The organism is Actinomyces urogenitalis, from assembly GCF_002861525.1.
GTDB classification, from domain to species: Bacteria; Actinomycetota; Actinomycetes; order Actinomycetales; family Actinomycetaceae; genus Actinomyces; species Actinomyces urogenitalis.
The window spans coordinates 26,171-42,232 of the sequence record NZ_PKHA01000008.1; the positions used below are offsets into that span (position 1 = coordinate 26,171).

The 16,062-nt window shown below is 67.8% G+C and carries 22 protein-coding genes; all 22 read left to right on the forward strand.

Annotated elements, in window-relative coordinates; genetic code table 11:
- The first annotated feature begins 6 nt into the window (after positions 1 to 6).
- The 22 genes from CYJ26_RS07830 to rplF all read left to right on the forward strand — a co-directional run bounded on the left by CYJ26_RS07830 (position 7) and on the right by rplF (position 16,060).
- The gene (locus CYJ26_RS07830) at positions 7 to 2,406 is read left to right on the forward strand and encodes a SaeA-related protein (RefSeq protein ID WP_048679766.1); all 2,400 of its coding nucleotides are present in this window, start codon (positions 7 to 9) and stop codon (positions 2,404 to 2,406) included.
- Complete coding sequence (locus CYJ26_RS07835; protein ID WP_145990778.1) at positions 2,403 to 5,099, forward strand: GAP1-N2 domain-containing protein; 2,697 nt, start codon at positions 2,403 to 2,405, stop codon at positions 5,097 to 5,099. The genes CYJ26_RS07830 and CYJ26_RS07835 overlap by 4 nt, the downstream gene beginning before the upstream one ends.
- A 20-nt stretch (positions 5,100 to 5,119) precedes the next feature.
- Positions 5,120 to 6,001, forward strand: a complete 882-nt coding sequence (locus CYJ26_RS07840) for a hypothetical protein (RefSeq protein ID WP_101638246.1) — start codon at positions 5,120 to 5,122, stop codon at positions 5,999 to 6,001.
- Entirely contained in the window at positions 5,998 to 7,170 is a 1,173-nt protein-coding gene (locus CYJ26_RS07845) for a hypothetical protein (RefSeq protein ID WP_006548381.1), read from the forward strand. The genes CYJ26_RS07840 and CYJ26_RS07845 overlap by 4 nt, the downstream gene beginning before the upstream one ends.
- 29 nt (positions 7,171 to 7,199) lie before the next feature.
- Positions 7,200 to 7,601: a hypothetical protein gene (locus tag CYJ26_RS07850; protein ID WP_006548382.1), complete on the forward strand. Its 402-nt coding sequence runs from the start codon at positions 7,200 to 7,202 to the stop codon at positions 7,599 to 7,601.
- A gap of 371 nt (positions 7,602 to 7,972) precedes the next feature.
- Positions 7,973 to 8,281 carry a 30S ribosomal protein S10 gene (rpsJ, locus tag CYJ26_RS07855; protein WP_003786051.1) on the forward strand — a complete coding sequence of 103 codons (309 nt, stop codon included), beginning with the start codon at positions 7,973 to 7,975 and terminating at the stop codon, positions 8,279 to 8,281.
- An 11-nt stretch (positions 8,282 to 8,292) separates the two neighbouring features.
- Positions 8,293 to 8,961 (forward strand): 50S ribosomal protein L3, encoded by a 669-nt coding sequence (gene rplC / locus CYJ26_RS07860; protein WP_006548383.1) that lies wholly within the window; start codon positions 8,293 to 8,295, stop codon positions 8,959 to 8,961.
- A gap of 5 nt (positions 8,962 to 8,966) precedes the next feature.
- Positions 8,967 to 9,611 carry a 50S ribosomal protein L4 gene (rplD, locus tag CYJ26_RS07865; RefSeq protein WP_006548384.1) on the forward strand — a complete coding sequence of 215 codons (645 nt, stop codon included), beginning with the start codon at positions 8,967 to 8,969 and terminating at the stop codon, positions 9,609 to 9,611.
- Positions 9,608 to 9,913 carry a 50S ribosomal protein L23 gene (gene rplW, locus CYJ26_RS07870; protein ID WP_006548385.1) on the forward strand — a complete coding sequence of 102 codons (306 nt, stop codon included), beginning with the start codon at positions 9,608 to 9,610 and terminating at the stop codon, positions 9,911 to 9,913. Before rplD ends, rplW begins: the two co-directional genes overlap by 4 nt.
- Positions 9,914 to 9,936: 23 nt before the next feature.
- Positions 9,937 to 10,773, forward strand: a complete 837-nt coding sequence (gene rplB, locus CYJ26_RS07875) for a 50S ribosomal protein L2 (protein WP_034236266.1) — start codon at positions 9,937 to 9,939, stop codon at positions 10,771 to 10,773.
- Between the two features lie 12 nt (positions 10,774 to 10,785).
- Complete coding sequence (rpsS, locus tag CYJ26_RS07880) at positions 10,786 to 11,064, forward strand: 30S ribosomal protein S19 (protein ID WP_006548387.1); 279 nt, start codon at positions 10,786 to 10,788, stop codon at positions 11,062 to 11,064.
- Between the two features lie 28 nt (positions 11,065 to 11,092).
- Positions 11,093 to 11,470, forward strand: coding sequence for a 50S ribosomal protein L22 (gene rplV, locus CYJ26_RS07885; protein ID WP_006548388.1), 378 nt, complete (start codon positions 11,093 to 11,095; stop codon positions 11,468 to 11,470).
- On the forward strand, positions 11,470 to 12,279 hold the full coding sequence (gene rpsC, locus CYJ26_RS07890; RefSeq protein ID WP_006548389.1) for a 30S ribosomal protein S3: 810 nt from the start codon (positions 11,470 to 11,472) through the stop codon (positions 12,277 to 12,279). The genes rplV and rpsC overlap by 1 nt, the downstream gene beginning before the upstream one ends.
- 3 nt (positions 12,280 to 12,282) lie before the next feature.
- Positions 12,283 to 12,702, forward strand: coding sequence for a 50S ribosomal protein L16 (gene rplP / locus CYJ26_RS07895; RefSeq protein WP_006548390.1), 420 nt, complete (start codon positions 12,283 to 12,285; stop codon positions 12,700 to 12,702).
- Entirely contained in the window at positions 12,702 to 12,947 is a 246-nt protein-coding gene (rpmC, locus tag CYJ26_RS07900) for a 50S ribosomal protein L29 (protein ID WP_006548391.1), read from the forward strand. Before rplP ends, rpmC begins: the two co-directional genes overlap by 1 nt.
- Entirely contained in the window at positions 12,944 to 13,222 is a 279-nt protein-coding gene (rpsQ, locus tag CYJ26_RS07905) for a 30S ribosomal protein S17 (protein ID WP_006548392.1), read from the forward strand. The genes rpmC and rpsQ overlap by 4 nt, the downstream gene beginning before the upstream one ends.
- A gap of 356 nt (positions 13,223 to 13,578) precedes the next feature.
- Positions 13,579 to 13,947: a 50S ribosomal protein L14 gene (rplN, locus tag CYJ26_RS07910; protein ID WP_006548393.1), complete on the forward strand. Its 369-nt coding sequence runs from the start codon at positions 13,579 to 13,581 to the stop codon at positions 13,945 to 13,947.
- 2 nt (positions 13,948 to 13,949) lie between these two features.
- On the forward strand, positions 13,950 to 14,294 hold the full coding sequence (gene rplX, locus CYJ26_RS07915; RefSeq protein ID WP_006548394.1) for a 50S ribosomal protein L24: 345 nt from the start codon (positions 13,950 to 13,952) through the stop codon (positions 14,292 to 14,294).
- Positions 14,295 to 14,296: 2 nt separating this feature from the next.
- On the forward strand, positions 14,297 to 14,854 hold the full coding sequence (gene rplE, locus CYJ26_RS07920) for a 50S ribosomal protein L5 (RefSeq protein ID WP_006548395.1): 558 nt from the start codon (positions 14,297 to 14,299) through the stop codon (positions 14,852 to 14,854).
- 1 nt (position 14,855) lies between these two features.
- On the forward strand, positions 14,856 to 15,041 hold the full coding sequence (locus CYJ26_RS07925; protein ID WP_006548396.1) for a type Z 30S ribosomal protein S14: 186 nt from the start codon (positions 14,856 to 14,858) through the stop codon (positions 15,039 to 15,041).
- Between the two features lie 58 nt (positions 15,042 to 15,099).
- Complete coding sequence (gene rpsH, locus CYJ26_RS07930; protein ID WP_006548397.1) at positions 15,100 to 15,498, forward strand: 30S ribosomal protein S8; 399 nt, start codon at positions 15,100 to 15,102, stop codon at positions 15,496 to 15,498.
- Positions 15,499 to 15,520: 22 nt separating this feature from the next.
- Complete coding sequence (gene rplF, locus CYJ26_RS07935) at positions 15,521 to 16,060, forward strand: 50S ribosomal protein L6 (protein WP_024034507.1); 540 nt, start codon at positions 15,521 to 15,523, stop codon at positions 16,058 to 16,060.
- Positions 16,061 to 16,062: the final 2 nt, after the last annotated feature.

Below are 16,062 nucleotides of genomic sequence, written 5' to 3' on the forward strand. Positions count from 1 at the left end.
GGCCTTATGGCAGTTTCGCTCCCACAGTTCATCGAGTTCATGCAGGACTGGCACGCCAGTGCCTCTCCCGCAGCACGCTCGCACCTGCCCGTGAGCTCCTGGAGCCAGGTGTATCGCATGTGCGAGGCCCGCGGGACAGGCCTGGTTCTTGATCCCAGCCGGGTCACTGGTGACCTGCTGGACGCCGACCCTGGTCTGCACCAGCAGGTAGCGGTGCCCCTGGCGCAGGCTATCGCTGCGGCCTTCCCCGCCACGGGTGCTGAGGCGGCCTCACCCGGCGCTGCCGGTGTGGATCGACCGATCGGGACCCTGGCCAATCCCGAAGGACGCATCGGTGCCGCGCTTGCCGTTCCATCCACGGCGACGACCTCGGTGCCGGCAGCCGCCTATGCTCCTGTTCCGGCGCCGGCGGTGGTGCCAGCACCGGTGGTGGTGCCAGCATCGCCTCAGACGGTGTCTGGTGCGCAGGCCCCGATGCCATCTGGGGCGGCTGAGCCGGCCCTTGGCGTGGCGGCCGTTCCGGCTGCCTCGGCGGTGCCCTCGCCGGCCAGCGCGGTCACGGCGACGGCCGTCCCCTCGCCCCCTGCCCAGGCCGGCGTGCCGGCGGTACCAGCGGTCCCACCCCCGCCTCAGGCTCCTCACTCCTGGGTCTTCCCGGCCTACGACTACACGCGGGAGAACCTCGATCGTGGGGATGAGGGTGGAGACGCCGTCGAGGTCTCGGTCCAGGTCATGGAAGGCGGCGTGCTGCGCTACACCTGGCCCGATGCCGGTCAGAACGAGGTCTACCGCGTCGTCGTCTCGGAGGAGGAGCCGGTCTACGACCCAGCCGATGGGGTGGACCTGGCGGTCACCGAGGAGCTGAGCTGCACCGACTCCACGGTGTACCCCTACGCGCTGCACTTTGTCTCTGTGTGGGGCTACGAACGTGTTCCTGGCACCCAGGAGCTGGGCCAGTGCCGTCGCGTCGCCTCCGTCGTCCACGTCCACCCGCTGTCCGGCTGGAGCGTGGAGTTCGACGAGGGCTCGCGCGCTGTCATTGGACGCTGGGACCAGGTCAACGCCCCCCAGGGCACACGCTGCACTGTGGTCACCGCCAAGCTGCCGGTGGGCGAGTCCCCCCACAAGTACCTGCACGGTTCGATCTGGCGCAGCTACGCCACGGCTAACAACGGGGCCGGCTTCCAGGACCGTGAGGTAGTGGGAGGCCGCAGGCACCACTACGTCGCCGCGCTGGAGGCGGAGATCGACGGCACGGTCTACACCTCAGCGATCCAGCACGTGTCGGTGCTCGTGACCCAGCGGGTCGAGAAGGTCACGGACCTGGTGGTCGAGCAGGTCGACAACCAGGGACAGGGTGTGACCTCCCTGTCCCTCAACCTCACCTGGAGCGAGGGCAAGGGCTCCGAGGTTGCGATCTTCCTGTCGCGCACCGCCCCCAATCCTGCCGCGGTCGATCGTGGCAGGATCCCCCAGGCGCAGCTGGGGGCAGCAGGGCTGCGTGAGGAGGACAGAATCACGATCCCGGCTGGTATCGAGGAGATCCCGGATCAGCCTGACCGCCAGCGCCGCAGCCTCATCGGTGTGGCCTGGCCCGACGACGTGGCCTGGGACTCGATCTACCTCACCGCGGTCGTCCTGCGCGACCAGGAGGCCACCCTGTCCCAGCCAGTGCGCACCAAGCGGGTGGCTCCGCCCTCGGAGGTCGTGGTCACTCGTCATGCGGCCAGCCATGACCTGGTCACCTTTGCCTGGCCCGGTGAAGCGGCCGAGGTACAGCTGTACCGGGACGAGCAGTGCCAGGCCCTGGCCGCCTCGGTGACGCAGGAGAAGTACGGCAAGGACGGCGGGCTCATCGTCGAGTCAGGGATGCTGGACGCCAGTGGAGGCGTGGCCTACCTGACTTCCTTGCAGCACCTGGCCGGGCAGGTCAAGGTCTCCCGTCCGGTGCGTGTCCAGGTTCCGCCCCTGTGGGTCTACCGCTATGACATCCGCTGGCCCGGTGTGCTCAAGCTGCGCAACCACACCGCTAGCCTGGTCATTGAGCCGCTGCTGCCTCTGGCTGACCCTGCCAAGGCCTTCACCTACTGCCTCGTGCGCAACCCCCGACGCCTGCCTCTGGGTCCGTGGGACGGCGAGCTCATCCCCCTCATGCAGCAGGAACCGTCCAAGGATCTGCAGCCGGAGAACTACCAGGCCCTCCAGATGCCCCCTGGCCAGACCTCGGTGGTCCAGTGGTTCGACTCCAGCCTGTGCAACGGCTTCTACGTACGCCTCATGGTCTCGGCCTACACGGCTGCCGCGGCCCAGGGACAGGACCTTCCAGTCCTGGAGCACTACGCACTGCTTGACCCGGCGATCGCCACCTTGGACCGTACCAGCGAGGGCAAGGGATGGTTCAAGTGAGCACAGCGAGTACGCCCGTGGCACGGGCTGGGGTCCAGTTGCTGTACGCCAACGTCGATCGTGTCGTCGACGGGCGCGAGACCAGCGGTTGGCAGCTCATGGCCTGCGAGCCCGCGATAGCAGATGACCTGCGCGAGCGTCTGCTGACCCATATCCGCCCCGAGTTGGACCTGGTCGTCCCGCTTCCTGACTTCCCCACGCCGCAGGAGGAGGCGGCGGCTGACCGCCGTCTGACTCAGGTCCTCACCGTGGACGGGACGGTGTTGGCACACACCGCGCCGGCCGGGCCGGACACGACGGGGCGCGCCAACACGATGAGCCACCTCATCCTGCTTGCCGCAGAGCCTGCTCCCGCGCAGGCCACCGCCGACCTGTGGCGCTCGCCGGCATGGAGCACGCCGGTGGGTGCACAGGCCGTCAGACAGGCGCGGGTCAGTGCCCCGGACGCCTTCCTCCCCGGCACGGTGGTGACCGAGGAAACGGTCGCCGCCTTCATCACCCAGGCCGGCTGTGGGCCGGTCCTGGCCTACATCGCTGACCTGCTGGATGAACGCCTGCGCGCTCGGGTAACGGGAGAGCGGGTCGACGGCGCCACGCTCGTGCTCCCGGTGCAGTCAACCGATGAGGCTGCGTTGTGGATCGGTGCGCTCCAGCGGACCTGCGCCCCGGCCACCGCGCGCCTGCTGGGCTACACCACCTTCGCCCGGGCGGCCGCTCCGCTGGAGGTCGATGCCTTGGCTTCCTCGGGACTGGACCTGGTGTGCGTGCCGGCCTCCGACCGCCTCGACGTCGTCGACCAGCACCCGGATACTGCCCTGGTCACGGCGCAGGCGGCGGCCGCGCACACACTGACCACGGCCTGGGGAGTGCTCGTGGCCGCGATGAGCCGTGATCTGGGTACCTGGCAGGGCGCTCGCTCGGCCATGAGGGACCTGCTGTCCTTCCTCACGGTCCATACCGACCTGTCTCCCGCCTGGCCCCTGGCCATGGTCGAGGCCTCCGACGCCGGGATCCTGGGCGTCAGTGACGGCCATCTGGATACGACGGTGGACCTGGAGCTGGTGGCGTGCCAGCCCTCTGGCCTGGCGGGAGCGGCCTACCTGTCCTCCCTCGTGGCCGAGCGGATCCTCGGCGCTAGCCAGAGCGATCCCGCTCACTGGTGGGACAAGCTGAGCGTGGTGCCCCGTGACGTCCCGGCCACCGGCGTCGTGGCGGGGCTGGCGGAGAAGTACCTCAACTCAGCCGTCCAGGACGCGGCCTGGCTGTTGCGTCGTGAGCGTCACGACGACGAGGACGCCGAGCGCAGCCTTGCGCAGTGGTCAACCAGCAGCCAGGGGTGTGCGGTGCTGCCGGACTTGGCCGGCCGGCTCATCGCCACCCTGGAGGCTGCCGGCGCCGCGGGAGCACGTGAGCGTCTAGCGGCGGTGGGCAACCTGGTGCGCGACGGCGTCGTCCTGGACGAGACCGTTGAGATGCGCCTGCTGGCGCCCGTCGCCCAGGCCTTCATGACGGCGGACGGCAGCGCCCTGGCCGAGCCGAGCCTGCCATCGGCGCTGCGGGCGGGAGTGTGCCGGCTGCTCGGTGACCTGCTCGTGGGGGAGTACCGCTTCCATACCGTACCGAGCCTGGCGCCGCAGGTGTGTGACTGGCTTGCCCCGGTGGCGACGGCGTCGCCCCACGTGGCCTTGGAGGTCGCTGCCAGCCGGCTGCTCGTCTCCTCCTCCCCACAGCGGGAGGCCGAGCAGTGGCGCCAGGCGATGGACGCCGTCGTCGGCCTTGAGCGTGGCGACCAGGTCGCCACCTCCCCACAGCTGCAGGACCAGGTCGCGCGCTATGTGGCGCCGGCGGCCATGCCGCCCTGGCAGCAGCTGTGGCAGAGCTGGAGCGAGGCGGCAGCAGCCTGCGCGCTCTACCACGCCGGTCAGGAGAGCGCGACCGCGCTGGCTCAGCAGGTGCTCGTGGCCAAGAACCACCCACCGAGCCAGCCCCTGGGCGCCACCTACGCCTACGTCTCGACGCCGACGGCGGCGGCGACTGTGGCCTGGCTCCATCCCCAGCCGCTTTTCAGCCTTGCTGCCCCCACCGCGGTGGGCTGGGCTTGCGCCACGTTGCTTGCCACGCACTCTTTGGCCAGGACCCAGGAGCCGCTCATGCAGTGCCGGGCAGTGACAGACGAATGTGACCGGGCTCTGGCCATCCTGGCCCTGGCGGCGGTCCAGGGTCTGCGCCCAGGCCTGCCGGGTGACCTCAGTACGGTCGCCGCGCGGCTGCAGCAGCGTTCGGTGGAGCTGGTCGAGGTCCTGGACTCCCATCCCCAGCTGCTGCACCGGGGGACGGATCTGGCCACAGGTGAGCTGGTGGACGGCGCTCTCAGAGCTCTGGCCGACGCCGAGAACGCCCGCACGATCGTGGAGCAGGCCGCCTCACTCGCCCCGCGAGTAGAGGGATCGCGACAGCACGTGGCAGCCGCCGCATCCGTGCTCGGCGGACTGGTTCCGGACCCCGTGGCCCTGGCCAAGGCGGCGATTCGGGCACGCGTGAGGATGCTGGGAGAGGCGGGCGTGGAGGCCGTGCACCGGGCTATCCACACGGCCTACGTCGGATACGGGATTCAGGGTATGGACACCTGGTGTGACAAACAGGTTCTCGGCACCTCCTCACGAGGCCTGCGGGGCCTGTTCCAGCGCCGCTGAGAGATGACAGGAGACTGACGATGATTCACAACTACCTCAGCGGCCAGTGGGAGCGGGCCACGCTCCAGGGACAGGGCCCGCTCAAGGTGATCATGAGCTCGCGCGAGCCCGCCAGGCTCAGCGCCCGTGGTACTGACAGCGCCAAACGCCCCACGAGTGCAGGCAACTTCCTCGTCCTGCCGCCGGGTAGTCTCACCGAGGACGCACCGGTCACGCTGGTGGTTGAGTCCCTGACGGGTACGCCCTTCTCGGGCGAGGCCGTCGTCGACCTGTCCCTGGAGGAGGGCAACGGTACGACGAGCCACTTCTTCCGCTCCAACCCGGTGGCTGGTCAGGTCCAGGCCCCGGTCCTCCAGCTCGTGCGCAGCGGCGAGAGCATCTCGGTGCGCCCGGGAGAGGGCGGAAGCTCGACCCGGGGCCTGGGCGGATGGTGTGCCAAACGGCGCCAGGAAACCGGGCAGAGCATGGAGGTCTCGCTCAGTCGCGTGCTGGTGGACACCTCACGCTCGATGCGTCAGCTCCAGCCGCAGGTCGAAGCTCTGCTGCGCTTCATCAAGGACCTGTGCCTCACACTGGAGACGGACCTGCCGGTCATCGAGCGGCCGGCCGTTTCCGGCGCGTCCCAGGACGGCGTCGGTGCGATCGCGCCCGCTCCGGCGCCGGGACGCACCGTGGTCATCACCGACCTGCCCGGGGTCGATACCGACGCCGACTACCTGCTGTTGTGTGAAGAGACCGTCCTGGAGACGATGCCCCAGGCTCGCGCCCTTGCGCTCAGCCCCGCGGCCTGGCAGCAGCTGGCGCGTCAGGACACGGCCTACGACCACCAGACCATGACTGCCCTCGACCCGCTGCTGGACTGGCTGGGCCAGGCGCCGAGCACGGAAGGGAGGACAGCATGAGCGCCTGTCCTTACTGCTTTACCGAACTGCCCAAGGACCAGGTGGTCTTTCGTTGCGTGGGGCGCTGCTCTCCCCGCACCGACGAGCAGGCCGAGCGCTACGGCCGTCGTCGTGCCAGGATCACGCCTCTGGTGACTGCCGGGATCAGTCCCGAGACGAAGAAGCTGCCGACCTTCGGCGTGTGCCAGCAGTGCTCGCAGACGACCTCCCTGGAGGTGTGCCCGACCTGCCACCGAGACCTGCAGGAGGGGTGGCGAGGAGTACGGACCTTCACGATGACCGTGACCGGGGCGCGCGGCTCGGGCAAGTCGGTCTATATCGCCGTCCTCATCGACTCGCTCAAGCGCTACGCCGTCAAGCGGCGCGTCATCATCTCCGAGGTAGGGGAGACCGCCAGCCTGTACGAGCGCAACTACTACGAGCGCGTCTTCGACAACAAGGCGTTGGCCGGCACCCTGCCCGGCTTCGACGACGTCATGATGTGGAAGGCAGAGGCCTCCTCCTCCAAGCCCTTTTACATCATCGTGCGCGATGTGGCCGGCGAGGACGTCGAGAAGCTGACGGCTGAGCCGGATCCGCGCTTGTCCTTCATCGACCGTGCGGACCTGACGCTCTTCCTCTTCGACCCGCTCATGCTCCAGCAGGTCAAGCAGCGGCTGGACGGCGTCATCGCCAGCGTCGACGACTCGCGCTTGGGTGATACTCCGGAGAAGGCCCTTCCCAAGGTCCTGGCACAGATGGGCAGCGGGCACGCCCGGCTGGCCATGGTCGTGGCCAAGTTTGACTCTCTGCACGCGCTGGGTGACGTGGGCGGCGCTGATGCCCTTGCTCAGGCGCTGGCCAACCCGGCGGCCCACTACAACTGGGACCAGACGGTGCGCCGGGCCGAGATGGACGCCGCTGAGGCTGCGCAGTTCCTCGACGCCGACACGGCCTTCCTCGACGCCGAGCTGCGGGGCCTGCTGTCCCTGCTGAGCGACCCACCAGTCACGATCGTGGCTGACGAGGCAGCGGCCTCCCGCAAGCTGGCTGAGGTGCGCCACTTCGCTGTCTCCTCCGTCGGGGACAGCGCCCGGCACGCCGACCAGCTCACCCTGCGCGGCATCTCACCCTTCCGGATCCTGGACCCGGTGCTGTGGGGCCTGCAGCGCTCGGGCTACCAGCTGTAGACCAATGACGCACAAGCAAGGAGAAGACGATGGCGACCTGGAGTGAGATGCGTGAGCACCTGGTGCAGACCTACGGACTTGAGGAGGACCTCGACCGCGGCGCAGGGCGCCTGAAGGGGTTCATGCCCAATGGCTACGGCAGCGACCGGCTGGTGCTCGTCCACGACACCGGTAACGAGAGCACGGGCGACCTGATGAGCGTGGAGTCTCCTGTGGCGGACTTGGACCACCTGGACCTGGCTCGCGCCTTGACCTCGATGGGCTCGATGGTGACCGGCGGCCTGGTGGTGGGGACCTATGCCCCGGGCTGGGTGAGCGTGAGACAGACGGTCACGCTGGCCAACGTCTACACCGACGACGTGCGCACGGCGATGGAGCGGGTGCCGTCCATCGCCCGGCAGCTGGCGATCGAGTGCGCTGGTGAGGAGTAGACGCCGTCGACGCGGGGTGTCAGGTTCTGTCCTGACGCCCCGCAGGTGAGCGAAGGCCGTGTCAAGAGTGCTTCGGTGTGCGACACGCCCGAGCGCGTGGACCGGGTGCTCAGTCTCACAGCCCCTCCGGGCCCTCGCGGGTTCCGTCAGCGGTGGCGCCGCTGATACCGTTATCGGGCTGCCAGGGCGCAGGTCCTGACAGCCACCTCCCGGGGTCGACCCGGGAACCAGTCTGACGGACCCGGGTCCTCCGGGTTTCCGTGTGTCCAGACCGGCCCACTATTCCTTCACAGCGAGGTACTTGTGCGAGTCGCCATGCGACACGCCCGAGCGCGTGGACCGGTCACCGAAAGCAAGAGAGGTTAGGCGCCATGGCGGGACAGAAGATCCGCATCCGGCTCAAGTCCTACGACCACGAGGTCATCGACAGCTCGGCGCGCAAGATCGTCGACGTCGTGACCCGCGCAGGTGCGACGGTCGTGGGCCCGGTGCCGTTGCCGACCGAGAAGAACGTGTTCTGCGTCATTCGGTCGCCGCACAAGTACAAGGACAGCCGCGAGCACTTTGAGATGCGTACGCACAAGCGGCTGATCGACATCGTCGACCCGACGCCCAAGGCCGTCGACTCGCTCATGCGACTCGACCTGCCGGCCGACGTCAACATCGAGATCAAGCTCTGAGGACTGAAGCCATGACTACGCTTAACCAGCCGGCTGCCGCCGCGCCTGCCAAGGCGCTGCTCGGCACCAAGCTCGGCATGACGCAGATCTGGGACGAGAACGGCGTCCTGCGTCCCGTCACTGTCGTGCGTGTTGACACCAACGTCGTGACCCAGGTCCGCACCATCGAGACCGACGGCTACGAGGCCGTCCAGCTCGCCTTCGGTGAGATCGCTGAGCGCAAGGTCACCAAGCCGCTCGCCGGCCACTTCGCCAAGGCCGGGGTTGCCCCCCGTCGCCACGTCGCCGAGGTGCGTACCTCGCTGGCCTCCGAGTTCGAGGCCGGCCAGGAGCTCACCGCTGACCTGTTCGAGGTCGGCCAGAAGGTTGACGTCCAGGGCACCTCCAAGGGTAAGGGCTTCGCCGGTGTCATGAAGCGTCACGGCTTCGCCGGCGTTAGCGCCTCCCACGGTGCTCACCGCAACCACCGCAAGCCCGGTTCCATCGGTGCCTGCGCCACCCCCGGCCGCATCTTTAAGGGCCTGCGCATGGCTGGCCGCATGGGCCACGAGACGACCACCGTCCAGAACCTCAAGGTTCGTGGCGTGGACGTCGAGAAGGGTGTCCTCCTCGTCAACGGCGCCATCCCCGGCCCCAAGGGCTCGGTCGTCGTCGTCCGCACCGCAGTGAAGGGAGCCTAACGACCATGGCTGACGCACTGACTGTCGACATCGTCGACTCCAAGGGCAAGAAGACCGGCTCCGCCGAGCTGCCCGCCGAGATCTTCGACGTCGAGACCAACATCCCCCTGATGCACCAGGTCGTCGTGGCCCAGCTGGCCGCGGCTCGCCAGGGCACCCACGCCACCAAGACCCGCGGCGCCGTCCGTGGTGGTGGCCGCAAGCCCTACCGCCAGAAGGGCACCGGCCGCGCCCGTCAGGGTTCGACCCGCGCTCCGCAGTTCGTCGGCGGTGGCACCGTGCACGGCCCGCAGCCGCGTGACTACAGCCAGCGGACCCCCAAGAAGATGAAGGCTGCCGCGCTGCGCTCTGCGCTGTCCGACCGCGCTCGCAACGGCCGCATCCACGTCATCACCGAGTTCGTCACCTCCGAGAAGCCGTCGACCAAGTCGGCCCTCGGCGCGCTGCGCAACATCACCGACCGCAAGGCCCTGGTCGTTGCTACCCGCGCCGACGAGCTCACCGCGCTCAGCCTGCGCAACGCCCCCGAGGCGCTCGTGATCTGGGCCGACCAGCTCAACACCTACGACGTCCTGGTCAACGACGACGTCGTCTTCACTGCCGCTGCCCTGGACAGCTTCCTCGGCAAGGGCGAGGAGGAGTCCAAGTGAGCCTCGAGAAGAGCAAGAACCCCCGCGACGTCATCGTCGCGCCGGTCGTCTCCGAGAAGTCCTACGCCTGCATGGACCGTGGCCAGTACACGTTCCTTGTCGCGCCGGGTTCTAACAAGACCGAGATCAAGCAGGCCGTCGAGGCCATCTTCGGTGTCAAGGTCGCGTCCGTGAACACCCAGAACCGCCAGGGCAAGACCCGCCGTACCCGCAACGGGCTCGGCAAGTCCAAGGACACCAAGCGCGCGATCGTCACGCTGCGCGAGGGGACCATCGACATCTTTGGCGATGTGGCCGAGTGAGCCACGGAAGGTAAAGCATCGACATGGGAATCCGTAAGTACAAGCCGACGACGCCGGGTCGCCGCGGCTCCTCCGTGGCCGACTTCGTCGAGATCACGCGCAGCGAGCCCGAGAAGTCCCTCGTCCGTCCGCTGAGCAAGACTGGTGGTCGTAACTCCAACGGCCGCGTCACCACCCGCCACAAGGGCGGCGGTCACAAGCGCGCCTACCGCGTCATCGACTTCCGTCGTGGTGACAAGGACGGCGTGCCCGCCAAGGTCGCTCACATCGAGTACGACCCCAACCGCACTGCCCGCATCGCGCTGCTGCACTACGCCGACGGCGAGAAGCGCTACATCATCGCCCCCAACCGTCTGGGCCAGGGCGACGTGGTCGAGTCCGGCCCGAACGCTGACATCAAGCCCGGCAACAACCTGCCGCTGCGCAACATCCCGACCGGTACCGTGGTCCACGCCGTGGAGCTGCGTCCGGGTGGCGGTGCCAAGATCGCCCGCTCTGCTGGTACCTCGGTCCAGCTGGTGGCCAAGGAGGGCAAGTACGCCCAGCTGCGTATGCCCTCCGGTGAGATCCGCAACGTCGAGGCCGCCTGCCGTGCAACCGTCGGCGAGGTCGGCAACGCCGAGCAGTCCAACATCAGCTGGGGTAAGGCCGGCCGTATGCGCTGGAAGGGCGTGCGCCCGACCGTCCGTGGTGTCGTCATGAACCCGGTTGACCACCCGCACGGTGGTGGTGAGGGCCGTACCTCCGGTGGTCGTCACCCTGTGTCCCCGTGGGGCAAGCCCGAGGGCCGTACCCGTCGTCCCAACAAGTCCAGCGACCGCCTCATCGTGCGTCGTCGTCGGACCGGCAAGAAGCGCTGATAGGAGCCTGATATGCCGCGCAGCCTGAAGAAGGGTCCCTTCGTCGACGACCACCTCATGAAGAAGGTGGACGCCCAGAACGAGAAGGGCACCAAGAACGTCATCAAGACCTGGTCCCGTCGTTCGGTGATTACGCCGGACTTCCTCGGACACACTTTCGCCGTCCACGACGGTCGCAAGCACGTCCCGGTCTTCGTCACCGAGTCCATGGTGGGCCACAAGCTCGGCGAGTTCGCTCCGACCCGCACCTTCCGCGGGCACGTCAAGGACGACCGCAAGTCGCGTCGCTGACGCCCGCAGCAGGAAGAGAGGCTAGAACATGGAAGCCAAGGCGCAGGCCAAGTACGTGCGCTGCACGCCGATGAAGGCACGTCGCGTCGTGGACGTCGTCCGCGGCAAGAACGCCCTCGAGGCCGTCAACGTGCTCCGTTTCGCCCCGCAGGCCGCTGCGGTGCCGGTGCGCAAGGTCATCGAGTCCGCGATCGCCAACGCTCGGGTCAAGGCCGAGCGGGCGGGTGAGCGTTTCGACGAGAGCCAGCTGTTCATCACCGAGGTGTTCGCTGACGAGGGCCCGACCCTCAAGCGTTTCCGTCCCCGCGCCCAGGGGCGCGCGAGCCGGATCCTCAAGCGCACCAGCCACATCACCGTCATCGTCGGCGACAAGGCCGACGCCGCCAAGAAGGAAGGAGCCCGCTAATGGGGCAGAAGGTCAACCCGACCGGCTTCCGCTTGGGCATCACGACGGACCACCGTTCGCGCTGGTTCGCCGACTCCACGAAGCCCGGTCAGCGTTACCGCGACTTCGTTGAGGAGGACGTCAAGATCCGCCGCCTCATGGAGGACGGCATGGAGCGCGCCGGTATCTCCAAGGTCGACATCGAGCGCACGCGTGACCGCGTCCGCGTCGACCTGCACACCGCGCGTCCCGGCATCGTCATCGGTCGCCGCGGCGCCGAGGCCGAGCGCCTGCGCGGTCAGCTGGAGAAGCTGACCGGCAAGCAGGTCCAGCTCAACATCCTCGAGGTCAAGAGCCCCGACCTGGACGCCCAGCTCGTGGCGCAGGGCATCGCGGAGCAGCTCGCCAGCCGAGTCTCCTTCCGCCGTGCCATGCGTAAGGGCATGCAGTCGGCCATGCGCGCCGGCGCCAAGGGCATCCGTGTCCAGTGCTCCGGCCGCCTGGGTGGCGCTGAGATGAGCCGCAGCGAGTTCTACCGTGAGGGTCGCGTGCCGCTGCACACCCTGCGTGCGAACATCGACTACGGCTTCTACGAGGCCAAGACCACCTTCGGACGTCTCGGCGTCAAGGTGTGGATCTACAAGGGCGACATGACGGAGCGCGAGTTCGCCCGTCAGCAGGCTGAGTCCGGCCCGCGCGGCCGCGGTCGTGGAGACCGTCGTCGTGGCGAGCGTCGTGGCGAGCGCGCCCCGCGTCAGAACAGCGAGCAGCAGGCCGAGCAGACGCCGGCCGCCGAGAGCGCTGCCGCTCCGCAGGGAACGGAGGCCTGAGCCATGCTCATCCCTCGCCGGACCAAGTTCCGCAAGCAGCACCGCCCGCACCGTTCGGGCCTGTCCAAGGGCGGCAACCAGATCGCCTTCGGTGACTACGGCATCCAGGCTCTCGAGCCCGCCTACATCACCAACCGCCAGATCGAGGCGGCCCGTATCGCCATGACCCGTCACGTCAAGCGTGGCGGCAAGGTGTGGATCAACATCTTCCCGGACCGTCCTCTGACCAAGAAGCCCGCCGAGACCCGCATGGGTTCCGGTAAGGGTGCTCCTGAGTGGTGGATCGCCAACGTCAAGCCCGGACGCATCCTGTTCGAGCTCGGCGGTGTCGACGAGGCACTCGCCCGTGAGGCGATGCGCCGTGCGCAGCACAAGCTTCCGATGAAGACCCGTTTCGTTACTCGTGAGGGTGGTGACGTCTGATGGCTATCGGCTCCCAGGGCCTGACCCCGACCGACCTCGACGCCATGGACAACGAGCGCCTCGCTGAGGAGCTCTCCAAGGCCAAGGCCGAGCTGTTCAACCTCCGGTTCGCGTCCGCGACCGGTCAGCTGGAGGACCACGGTCGTCTCAAGGCCGTGCGTCGCGACATCGCCCGCATCCACACCATCGTGCGCGAGCGTGAGCTCGGCATCCGTACCGCTCCGAGCACGGAGGAGTCCAAGTGAGCGAGCAGAATATCGAGACCACCGAGCGCAACCAGCGCAAGGTCCGCCGCGGCTACGTCGTGTCGGACAAGATGGACAAGACCATCGTCGTTGAGGTTGAGGAGCGCTACAAGCACTCCCTGTACGGCAAGGTCCTGCGCCGTTCGTCCAAGGTCAAGGTCCACGACGAGAACAACGAGGCCGGTGTCGGCGACCTCGTCGTCATCATGGAGACCCGTCCGCTCAGCGCCACCAAGCGCTGGCGCCTGGTCGAGATCGCCGAGAAGGCCAAGTGATCTGACGCCTCGCGTTGGATACACAGCGACGCCGTCGCCTCCCGTCAGGGGGCGGCGGCGTCGTCGCGTGCGCGCCCAGCGGAGGTTTGCGGTGCGGTGAGCAAAGGCACAGGCGCTTTCGCCTCGCCCCGGTTCCGCAGAATCATGCGGTTGCACTAGGCTGTGGGAGTTGCGCGCGCCCGTAGTGCGCCTAGCAGAGACCTCGCGCCCTGTGCGCCTGTGTCTGCCGGGAGCCACGCGCCGCGGACTCCCACGCCTCGGCGGGGGAGCAGCGTGCATGAGAAGAAGGAACGTTCGGCCAGGCTCGCGCCCCACCAGGGCTGTCGAGAACCGGCTCGACGACAGGAGAACACCCAATGATCCAGCAGGAGTCGCGACTGAAGGTCGCCGACAACACCGGTGCCAAGGAGATCCTGTGCATCCGTGTGCTCGGCGGCTCGGGTCGGCGCTATGCGGGCATCGGCGACACGATCGTCGCTACCGTGAAGGACGCCATCCCCGGCGGCAACGTCAAGAAGGGCGACGTCGTCAAGGCGGTCGTCGTGCGCACCCGCAAGGAGCGCCGGCGTCCGGACGGCTCGTACATCCGCTTCGACGAGAACGCAGCCGTCATCCTCAAGAACGACGGCGACCCGCGCGGTACGCGCATCTTCGGTCCCGTCGGCCGTGAGCTTCGCGAGAAGAAGTTCATGCGCATCGTCTCGCTCGCCCCGGAGGTGATCTGAACATGGCACGCATCAAGAAGGGCGACCAGGTCATCGTCATCGCCGGTAAGGACAAGGGCAAGACCGGCCGTGTCCTGGAGGTCCTGCCCAGCAAGGACCGCGTGGTCGTCGAGGGCGTCCAGCGCGTCACGAAGCACACCCGCGTGGGCCAGTCCGCTCAGGGCGCCACGACCGGTGGCATCGAGACCGTTGAGGCCCCGATCCACGCCTCTAACGTCATGCTCGTCGACCCCAAGACCAAGGAGCGCACCCGTGTGGGCTTCCGCGTCGAGGAGGGCGAGCGCCCCAACGGCGCCAAGCGCACCGTCCGTGTGCGCTACGCCAAGAAGTCCGGGGAGGACCTGTGACCATGGCTGAGAACACCACCCCCCGTCTGAAGACCAAGTACGCCGAGGAGGTGCGCCCCGCCCTGCTCAGCGAGTTCCAGCACGGCAACGTGATGGAGGTCGGGCGCGTCGTCAAGGTCGTCGTCAACATGGGTGTCGGCGAGGCTGCTCACGACTCCAAGATGATCGAGGGCGCGGTCCGCGACCTCGCCGCGATCACCGGTCAGAAGCCCCAGGTCACCAAGGCCCGCAAGTCCATCGCGCAGTTCAAGCTGCGTGAGGGCATGCCGATCGGCGCGCACGTCACGCTGCGCGGCGACCGCATGTGGGAGTTCCTGGACCGCCTCATCTCGATCTCGCTTCCCCGCATCCGCGACTTCCGCGGCCTGTCCCCGAAGCAGTTCGACGGCAACGGCAACTACACCTTCGGTCTCACGGAGCAGGCTGTGTTCCACGAGATCGATGCTGACTCCATCGACCGCGTGCGCGGCATGGACATCACCGTGGTGACCACGGCCAAGACCGACGAGGAGGCCCGCTCGCTGCTCAAGCAGCTCGGCTTCCCCTTCAAGGAGAAGTGACATGGCGAAGACCGCTCTGATCGAGAAGGCCAACCGTAAGCCGAAGTTCGCTGTTCGTGCCTACACGCGCTGCCAGCGCTGCGGCCGTCCGCACTCGGTGTACCGCAAGTTCGGCCTGTGCCGTATCTGCCTGCGCGAGATGGCCCTTGGCGGCCAGCTCCCCGGCGTGAGCAAGTCCAGCTGGTAAGAACTTACGTCGCAGGTCCGATGAGGAAACCACGACGAGGAAGGGCGCAGGCCCACTCATGACTATGACAGACCCGATCGCAGACATGCTGACCCGTCTGCGTAATGCAAACAACGCCTACCACGACGCCGTCTCGATGCCGTCGAGCAAGCTCAAGGTGAGCATCGCTGAGATGCTCAAGGCCGAGGGCTACATCGCCGACTTCGAGGTCTCCGACGCCCAGGTCGGCAAGACGCTCACGCTGAGCCTGAAGTACGGAGCCAACCGCCAGCGGGCCATTCAGGGCCTCAAGCGCGTCTCCAAGCCCGGCCTGCGCGTCTACGCCAAGTCCACGAACCTGCCCAAGGTCCTCGGCGGCCTGGGGGTGGCCATCCTGTCCACCTCCTCCGGCCTCCTGACCGACAAGCAGGCTGAGTCCAAGGGCGTGGGCGGCGAAGTCCTCGCCTACGTCTGGTGAAACAAGGAACGGAGGAATAGCAATGTCTCGTATTGGACGTCTTCCCGTTCCGGTTCCCGCCGGAGTGGACGTGACCATCAACGGCAACGACGTGACCGTCAAGGGCCCCAAGGGCACCCTGTCGCGCACGATCGCGCAGCCGCTGAGCGTCACGCGACAGGAGGACGGCACCATCCTGGTGACCCGTCCCAACGACGAGCGCGAGTCCCGCTCGCTGCACGGCCTGTCGCGCACGCTCATCAACAACATGATCATCGGCGTGACCGAGGGCTACACCAAGAACCTCGAGATCGTCGGCACCGGTTACCGCGCTGCTCAGAAGGGCACGGGCATCGAGCTCTCGCTCGGTTTCTCGCACACCGTGGTCGTCGAGGCTCCTGAGGGCATCACCCTCAAGGTTGACGGCAACCTCAAGATCGAGGTCTCCGGTATCTCCAAGGAGCAGGTCGGCGAGGTCGCCGCGAACATCCGCAAGATCCGCCCCCCGGAGCCCTACAAGGGCAAGGGCGTGCGCTACGCCGGCGAGAACGTGCGCCGCAAGGTCGGAAAGGCTGGTAAGTGACC

Excerpts from the sequence above, each read along its gene's own strand:
- rplD (WP_006548384.1), top strand. The coding sequence starts at position 8,967 with ATGGCTGACGCACTGACTGTCGACATCGTCGACTCCAAGGGCAAGAAG.
- CYJ26_RS07845 (WP_006548381.1), top strand. The coding sequence starts at position 5,998 with ATGAGCGCCTGTCCTTACTGCTTTACCGAACTGCCCAAGGACCAGGTG.
- rplE (WP_006548395.1), top strand. The coding sequence starts at position 14,297 with ATGGCTGAGAACACCACCCCCCGTCTGAAGACCAAGTACGCCGAGGAG.
- rplP (WP_006548390.1), top strand. The coding sequence starts at position 12,283 with ATGCTCATCCCTCGCCGGACCAAGTTCCGCAAGCAGCACCGCCCGCAC.
- CYJ26_RS07850 (WP_006548382.1), top strand. The coding sequence starts at position 7,200 with ATGGCGACCTGGAGTGAGATGCGTGAGCACCTGGTGCAGACCTACGGA.
- rplX (WP_006548394.1), top strand. The coding sequence starts at position 13,950 with ATGGCACGCATCAAGAAGGGCGACCAGGTCATCGTCATCGCCGGTAAG.
- rpsC (WP_006548389.1), top strand. The coding sequence starts at position 11,470 with ATGGGGCAGAAGGTCAACCCGACCGGCTTCCGCTTGGGCATCACGACG.
- rplV (WP_006548388.1), top strand. The coding sequence starts at position 11,093 with ATGGAAGCCAAGGCGCAGGCCAAGTACGTGCGCTGCACGCCGATGAAG.
- CYJ26_RS07840 (WP_101638246.1), top strand. The coding sequence starts at position 5,120 with ATGATTCACAACTACCTCAGCGGCCAGTGGGAGCGGGCCACGCTCCAG.
- CYJ26_RS07830 (WP_048679766.1), top strand. The coding sequence starts at position 7 with ATGGCAGTTTCGCTCCCACAGTTCATCGAGTTCATGCAGGACTGGCAC.
- rplC (WP_006548383.1), top strand. The coding sequence starts at position 8,293 with ATGACTACGCTTAACCAGCCGGCTGCCGCCGCGCCTGCCAAGGCGCTG.
- rpsS (WP_006548387.1), top strand. The coding sequence starts at position 10,786 with ATGCCGCGCAGCCTGAAGAAGGGTCCCTTCGTCGACGACCACCTCATG.
- rpmC (WP_006548391.1), top strand. The coding sequence starts at position 12,702 with ATGGCTATCGGCTCCCAGGGCCTGACCCCGACCGACCTCGACGCCATG.
- rpsH (WP_006548397.1), top strand. The coding sequence starts at position 15,100 with ATGACTATGACAGACCCGATCGCAGACATGCTGACCCGTCTGCGTAAT.
- rplF (WP_024034507.1), top strand. The coding sequence starts at position 15,521 with ATGTCTCGTATTGGACGTCTTCCCGTTCCGGTTCCCGCCGGAGTGGAC.
- rplN (WP_006548393.1), top strand. The coding sequence starts at position 13,579 with ATGATCCAGCAGGAGTCGCGACTGAAGGTCGCCGACAACACCGGTGCC.
- CYJ26_RS07925 (WP_006548396.1), top strand. The coding sequence starts at position 14,856 with ATGGCGAAGACCGCTCTGATCGAGAAGGCCAACCGTAAGCCGAAGTTC.
- rpsJ (WP_003786051.1), top strand. The coding sequence starts at position 7,973 with ATGGCGGGACAGAAGATCCGCATCCGGCTCAAGTCCTACGACCACGAG.
- rplB (WP_034236266.1), top strand. The coding sequence starts at position 9,937 with ATGGGAATCCGTAAGTACAAGCCGACGACGCCGGGTCGCCGCGGCTCC.